General features: G+C 37.4%; 6 protein-coding genes. 2 read left to right on the top strand and 4 right to left on the bottom strand.

Translation table 11 applies throughout. The annotated features are described in order from the left end of the window. Window positions 1-74: 74 nt before the first annotated feature. The 4 genes from map to IV84_RS04195 all read right to left on the bottom strand — a co-directional run bounded on the left by map (window position 75) and on the right by IV84_RS04195 (window position 3,047). Window positions 75-890, bottom strand: coding sequence for a type I methionyl aminopeptidase (gene map / locus IV84_RS04210; RefSeq protein WP_046870732.1), 816 nt, complete (start codon window positions 888-890; stop codon window positions 75-77). A 71-nt stretch (window positions 891-961) separates the two neighbouring features. Then, a complete protein-coding gene (locus IV84_RS04205; protein ID WP_046870733.1) occupies window positions 962-1,837 on the bottom strand; it encodes a DegV family protein in 876 nt (291 codons plus the stop codon). A gap of 4 nt (window positions 1,838-1,841) precedes the next feature. Next, window positions 1,842-2,162, bottom strand: coding sequence for a thioredoxin (trxA, locus tag IV84_RS04200; RefSeq protein ID WP_046870734.1), 321 nt, complete (start codon window positions 2,160-2,162; stop codon window positions 1,842-1,844). Window positions 2,163-2,306: 144 nt separating this feature from the next. After that, window positions 2,307-3,047, bottom strand: a complete 741-nt coding sequence (locus IV84_RS04195) for a TerC family protein (RefSeq protein ID WP_046870735.1) — start codon at window positions 3,045-3,047, stop codon at window positions 2,307-2,309. A 162-nt stretch (window positions 3,048-3,209) separates the two neighbouring features. Here IV84_RS04195 and IV84_RS04190 point away from each other — a divergent pair, with 162 nt between their 5' ends. Further along, window positions 3,210-4,130, top strand: a complete 921-nt coding sequence (locus IV84_RS04190) for a magnesium transporter CorA family protein (protein WP_056986155.1) — start codon at window positions 3,210-3,212, stop codon at window positions 4,128-4,130. 143 nt (window positions 4,131-4,273) lie between these two features. After that, a complete protein-coding gene (locus IV84_RS04185) occupies window positions 4,274-6,949 on the top strand; it encodes an MMPL family transporter (protein WP_046870736.1) in 2,676 nt (891 codons plus the stop codon). Window positions 6,950-7,618 lie beyond the last annotated feature (669 nt).

The following is a 7,618-nucleotide window of genomic DNA, read 5'->3' as shown; positions in this document are numbered from 1 at the left end:
TTCACCAACAACAGTTGACGAAGAACCAAAATTGGCTACTTGAAAAGTAAGCCAATTTTTTATTTATTCAGATATTATTTTAAAATTTTAGCATCAAAATCTGGTTTCAATAGGTACTTGGCATCAAATTCAGGATCCTGAGAAGTTAAAATCTTGGGACCATCATTTGTCACTACCAACGTATGCTCATACTGACAACTTAAGCTACCATCCATGGTTGTCACTGTCCAACCATCAGGAGCAGAAGTATCACAACGCCAATCGCCCGTGTTAACCATGGGTTCAATGGTAATGGTCATTCCAGCCTTTAAACGAAGACCATGACCAGCATCCCCATATCCAGGTACCATGGGATCTTCATGCATTGTTGGCTGAATACCATGACCAACGAACTCACGAACATCACCAAAGCCATTTTCATCTTCAATATAATGTTGCATCACATGACCAATATCACCAATGCGGTTACCAGGAACAGCAGCATCAATGCCAAGGTACAATGCTTTCTTTGTGACATCCATCAATTTTTTGACTTCATCACTCACATTCCCCACGGCATATGCCCAGCATGAATCTGACATGTAACCATCAACACTGACCACAGTATCAACCTTAACCAAGTCGCCATCTTTTATGAGCAAGTCCTTGCGAGGAAAACCATGACAAACTTCGTTATTAACGCTCACACAAGTTGCATATTTATAACCTTCAAAGCCTTTTTCTTCGGCTTTCGCATTATTTTCTGCAAGGTAACGAACGGCAAACTTCTCGATATCCCAACTGGAAATGCCTGGTTTGACAATATCCCGTAACCCAATATGCATGCCAGCGAGCACGGCGCCAGACTTTTGCATACCTTGTATTTCACGTTCTGATTTTAATGTAATCATTTCTATATCTCCCAATTTTTTAGTTCCACAATTCTATCTTAGCACAAGTCACTCAGTTGGTTTAGTTGCAATTAATCATCTGTAACCATTGTTTTCCAATCAGGCGCCCAAACAAGTCCCATCGATTTATATCCAGCGTGCACGCCTAAAAATGGGCCAATTTTTCCTGCTTCAATTTTTGCATGTGGATAAGCTGAACTCAGTTCGTCACACCACTGCTTATTTAATTCAGAATTGTCAGCGTCCAACACACTAATTCGCACATTATCAGTCTGATTTTGCATATCAGAATCTAATCGTACTTTAGCTTTTTTAAAGGCTCGGTTCATTCGATGGGCATTGGTTACTAATTCCAAACGGCCCGCCTCATTAAAGGTCAAAATCGTTCTCGTACTAAGGATTGCACCGATAAAAGGAGAACGACTCATAATTCGACCTGTATTAGATAACGCACGCATATTGTAGACGATTAACAAAAAATGAGTCGCTTTCTGTAATTCAGTTACTTTGCTCAAAATGTCATGAATTGAATAATCTTGAGAAACTAACTTAGCGGCGAGTAAAGCCAAGTTCCCTTCTGCTGCACCGGCAAGTTTGGAATCAACCGTATACACATCCAAATCCTTCACGGATGGCGCAAAAGCTGCCAGGTTTGAGATAAATCCACTTAATCCACCTGAAATTCCAAAACAAATTGCAGCCTGATAGCCTTCACTGGCTAATTTCGTGAAAACACTTTGCATTTCGCTCATTGCCACCTGTGAAGCAGTTGGCACAGTTTTGTCATTTCTGAGTCGTTCATAGAATTCGGTTGAAGTTAAATCAACCCCCTCACGATACAAATGATTACCAAATAGAATCGGTTGATTAATAACAACCAAATGATATTGTTTTACCAATTCGTCAGGAATATATGCGGAACTATCGATCACAATCGCTGTTTTCATCTTGTCACCTTGTCTCCACTTTGGAATCCAGATACTTTGCTAATTTATCTTTTGGGTAATACCCTGTCACTTTTTCAACTGCTTTTCCATCTCGAAATAAAACAAGTGCAGGAATACTCATAATTTTATACTGCTCCGCAATTTCCTGTTGATGATCAACATTTAGCTTAGCAAATTTAATTTTTCCTTCGTAATCAGTTTCAAGCTGATCTAAAACAGGTTCTAACATCTTGCAAGGTCCACACCAAGGAGCCCAAAAATCGACAAGTGTGAGTCCATTTTCAGTTTCTTTATCAATATTATAGCTTGTGATGGTAACAGCCATATTACGTTCCTCCGTTTTTAAAACTTACGTGTGAATTATAGCATATTAAGCAAAACAAGTTGATAGTTATGAACCCATAAGTGCAATGCAAATTCATAACTAGCTTACCGGGTTAACTTACACAAAAGCGCAGCTATTCTAATTTCAGTGCGTTTTTCGAACGCGTAAGAAATGAATAATCAAAGTAGCTACTACTGCTAATAATACAATTAATGCGAATAGCCCAGACGGAATTTCCCAATCAATCATTGGAATAGACACAAATAATTTCACACCAATAATTGCGATCAACACATAAGCCATTGTTTCCAGTTCCGGAATCTTGCGCATCACCTTCATAATCACTTCAGCAATTCCCCGCATACATAAAATTCCAATCATCCCCCCAATAAGGACAACAACTGGATTTGATGAAATCGCCAGAGATGCTAAAACAGAATCTACAGAAAAAATAATATCCATCATTTCAATTTGGATTACGACTGACCAAAATAAGGATAAATGGCCACGTTTTTTTACGGTTTTTTTTATTGTTTTATTTGTTTTACTCTTTTTGGGCACGAAGTAGCGATAAACCATATAAAATAAATACAGTGCACCAATGATTTTAATTTCCCAAAGGTGAATCAGATAAGTTCCAATTCCAATTACCAAAAATCGAAAAATATATGCTCCCCAAATACCATAAAATAAAGATTTTTCACGTTCTTTAACAGTTGGTAACGTCTGAGTTTGTGCAGCTAAAACCACAGCATTATCAACGGATAGCAAGCACTCAATCATGATTAACGATAAAATAATCATCCAATCACTGCTGGATGTTAAAACAGTTTCCCAGTTATGGGGGTCAAAAAAAGGGCCATATAATTTTGAAATTAATTGCACATCGCTGCACTCCTTTCATGAGTAGAATCATACCACATCAATTAATATTCTTTCAAAAAACAAATTGTTTATTTTTACTGCATAGACGGCGACGTTTTAATGAACTAAAATTAAGTTAATTTAAAGATTTTAGAATTTTCTACTTAGATAAGGATAATAATCATGATTACTGAAAAAGAAATCAACCAAAAAAATACTTGGGTTACCGTTAGCAATCCTACGCAAACAGAGAAAAAAGAACTCGTTGAACACTACCAAGTTACTGAAGAAATGCTTGGATACGCTGTCGATCCTAATGAAAGAGCCCGAATTGAAACGGACCGCGATGCTAATATCTTCTTAATCATTTTTGATGCACTTTCTGATGACGACTCAGCTAATGGTAGCACCGCTCCTGTTAGCATCATGTTAGCAAACGACTATGTGTTGACATTCACGCGCACTTCCACAGAATTCGTCAACACTGTTTTTGCTCGTCATTTAAATAATGCATTGGTCTACAGCAAAACAGATGTTGAACCACTAACCATTATTTTTCGCACCCTTTACGAACTTTCAGTTCAGTATTTTGATGCCATAAACAACATCAATCGTCAACGCCAACAAATCCAAAAAACGATGACCCATCATATTTCTCGAAAATCAATTTCCAATATGCTGAGTTTAGAAACTAGCTTAGTTTATTATTTAACATCTCTAAGATCTAACAATGCTTTTTTAACCAGTATGAATCGCACGCAGGACATTCAAATGACTGCGGGCCAACATGAACAATTAGAAGACGTCATTGTTGAATCGCAACAAGGTGAAGAAATGGCCCAACTAGCAACCGATATTATCGAACGTGTGGCAAACGCTAACTCTAATATCCTCGATAGTGATTTAAATAATACAATGAAATTCTTAACTGTCTTTTCAATTGTATTAGCTGTCCCCTCAATTGTGTTCGGATTCTTCGGACAAAATGTGATCGTTCCTTTCGCCCATTCAGTAATGGGTTGGGAGATTACCATCTTAATCACATTTATATTGATCTTAATCGTCCTCTTAATTCTCAATTTTAATAATTTTTTCAAGAAATAGTGTTGTTAATTAAAAAAGAAGAACCAGAACTACGTATTTTCTTTTATAGAGCAAATAATCACTCGTTTTTGTATCAAACAAACATGCTGTCTATGTTAAACTCAGAATAGTAAATATGTAATACATAAGGAATGAAAACTATAATGACAAAAACGAAAAAGCTTAAAATTACTAGTTTGATTAGTTGGGCCATTATCTTAATTGGCTTAATTATCTTGCTTCCTAATTCGTTGACTTGGAATAATCGTTACAGCCAACAATTGCCCGCTGACACAAGTACTAGTCGTCAAGCACCTGAAGCAACCATTGTGTACACAAACCCTAATGGCGCCCTAAGTAGCAAGCAAAAAAAAGCCATTCAAGGTTCTGAAGAAAAACTAAACGCAAATAAAAAATTTCTTGGTGTTCAAGCTATCGAATCTGGTAATGACTCAAATGCTGCTCACCGTTTAGACTCCCAGGATAAATCAACTGAATTAACCGTTCTCCGCTTTAAAAAGAACCAAAATCAGTTTCATATTCTGATCCCTCAAATTTATAGTTTGGTACACACAAAGGGGATAACCACTTATGTAACCGGAAATGATGTCCTTCAAGTGGCCCGAGCACAGGCCATTCAAACGGCTACCAAAATTATGATTGGTATTTGTAGTGTTTTGTTTGTGGTTGCCATCGGAATTATTTTTAGATCCATTTTGGCACCATTAATCGCTTTGTTACTCTCTGGGATCACCTACTTAGCTAGTCTTTCCATTGCAACAAGTGCTGCTCACTTTTTAAATAGCCCTTATACTGCCCAAACTGACCTCGTTTTGGCAATCATTAGTTTTGGCATTTTTCCAATTGTGATAGCCATTTTTTACCGTTTCTATAGTAATCATTTTGATGATCTACAGGCAGTCAATGATTTTTACAAGACTTCCTGGCTACCATCCTTAATTACTGTCATTCCGCTGATCATTACCGGATCAGCTTTACTTCTGGCCAGAAATGAACTTCTTCGGTCCTTGTGGGTTGTAGCTGTAACACTGATTTTGGGTTGGCTCGTTTTTTACACTTTAATGCCAGCTTTAATAAGTTTTATTGATGATTTATTCTTCTGGCCGGGGTCAGCACGGAAATTTTCATCATCGATTAGTTTTTGGCACTTTAATACTACTGTAGGAAATAAATATCCTATTATAACCATGGTGGGCATCTTCATCATCATTGGCTCAGGACTACTTATAAAATCGAAACCTCTTAATTGGTCAGTTGCTAAAGACACACCATTTTCTAGCCAAGCTAAAATTGGAGCAAACGTCATTACCAGTCATTATGCGACTGGCAGGGTTGCACCAATTACCATTTCATTAACTGATAAAACGGCGGTAACCAACACTCAAGATCTGGCAATAATCAACCAGCTTACTCAAAAACTAAAATCAGTTTCAAACGTTGCGGCCGTTTATTCTGTTGCACAACCCGCTGGAACGCCGCTTTCAAATTTATATGTCAATCAACAACTGCAAACCATTACCAATCAACTTGCAGCTGCCAATCTTAATTTGACTGAAACTCAAAATTCACTTAAAACTTCAGAAAAAAAATTAAAAAATTTGAAACTTAGTTCAACACTAAAAGACCTATCAGCAAGTATCAAAAATTTAAACGCCATCGGCTCACAAAGTTCACAAGTAGCTTCACAGGCTGATAATCTAACCTCTGATATTGCAACCATTGAGGAACAACAAGTTTCAATTGATAACCTTCTTAACTCTCGTAGTTTGACGCAAGGTTCAAAAGCTATGCGCCAAGTTTTAACTTCCTTAAAAGCTCATAATCGAAACCTATTAAGTGATCTTAAAACATTGCACCATAACGTTAAGGTGGTTAGTTCGAACAATGCTGTTATTGCAGAAAATATTAGTCAAGTAGAAGAAGATCAACAAACTGTTAGCGATGATTTCAAAGATGCTAATGCGGCCATTCAAAGCACCAAAACTGCTTTAACAAAAGATAGCAAAAACGTAACCATTGCCCAACAGAACTTAGCTACTGATCGTAATTATTTGAATGAATTAAGTAAGTCTGGAATTGTTAGCACCCTATATATGACAGGTGCCGACTTAAAAACAGCGCCCATAAAAAACGCGTTAAATCAATTCAATCAAGCTAAAAATAAGACAACGACAATTTCGATTATCCTAAATAAGAACCCTTCTTCTACTGCTGGAATGGCTACTTTGAAACAACTAGACACAACTACTCGATCAACATTACAGGGAACATCTTTAGCAAAAAGTAAGGTGACCTATGCTGGTGAAACAGTTTTAGTTACCAACCAAAAGCAAGCCTTCAAACACGATGTCACCCACTTATTACCTTGGTTGCTAGGTTTTCTGATTCTTTATCTATTTGTTATGTCGCGTTCTTTATTTGCCATTTACGCCAGTGTCACCTTATTTGCTGCTTACTGGCTTGGTTATCGACTAATCAATCTTCTATCAGCAAGTCTTTTGAAGGAATCAATGCTAGCAGATGTTCCTATGGTCTCTGGAATTCTTTTCATTTGTGTTAATTTAGCCCTAATAATTCCGATTATTTTACAAACTGCACGTTCTTCAACATCCCAATATTTAAACGCAATTAGCAGTTTTGACAAAGTCCTTGGTCTGATTGGCATCTTGAGTTTAATTCCGTTATTGGCGCTTGGCTTTACCCAGTTACTTTCGTTTATTCAAATTGCCTTAGTATTTTTGATTGCTGAAATCATTTGGGCATTTGTATTCCCGCTAGGAATTTCCTCCGCCCTACATATAACCTATGACGAAATCTAAATAAACCGTATAAAAAAGGCACCTCAAACAGAAAAAATTCTGTTAGAGGTGTCTTTTGTGTTACTAATCTAAAGGTTAAAAGTACAAAAATAACTTCAGTTACTGATATTAAACGGTTTAGTCCATCAAAATTAGGTTAATTGACGTTCTACGGCTCACTTGGCCTGGAACGGGGTGGGCACGATTTGAAGCCAAGCAGATCACTTGGCTTCAAATTCGACCTTTATCTAAGCGAAAATCGCTAAGATAAATTTCACCCCTGAGGCCAAAACGCCTCCGAACTGGGAAAGTCGTTGTCTTTAGATAGCTCGATGACTGCTTCCATAACAATTTTTATGCAAAATGTAATTAATTTTAATACCTGATTCAGCCTGGAAGTAAATGGGTCCAGTAGTGCCATTTATCTTAACGGTTTTCGTTTAGATAAAGGCCGAGCTTAGAGACGGGTATTTCGGCTCTAAGTCGTGCCCACTATTACGCATAAAGGTCGGTTTTCGTACCGAAAACCCGCTATGCTCCATACGCTGTCGATTCTTGTGGCAAAGTTAGCCGCAAGAAGTCGCACTACGTTCCGGCCCGAATTGCTGTAAGACGGCAATTCAATCTAGTTTTGTTTCCATGAATGTTTTTGTATCAAGCAATTGGATGCGATTTTGTACTTTCAACCTT

The sequence above is a fragment of the Pediococcus damnosus genome (assembly GCF_001437255.1).
Lineage (GTDB): Bacteria > Bacillota > Bacilli > Lactobacillales > Lactobacillaceae > Pediococcus > Pediococcus damnosus.
The sequence above is the reverse complement of the archived record's forward strand: the minus strand, read 5'-3'. Positions and strand labels throughout refer to the sequence as shown.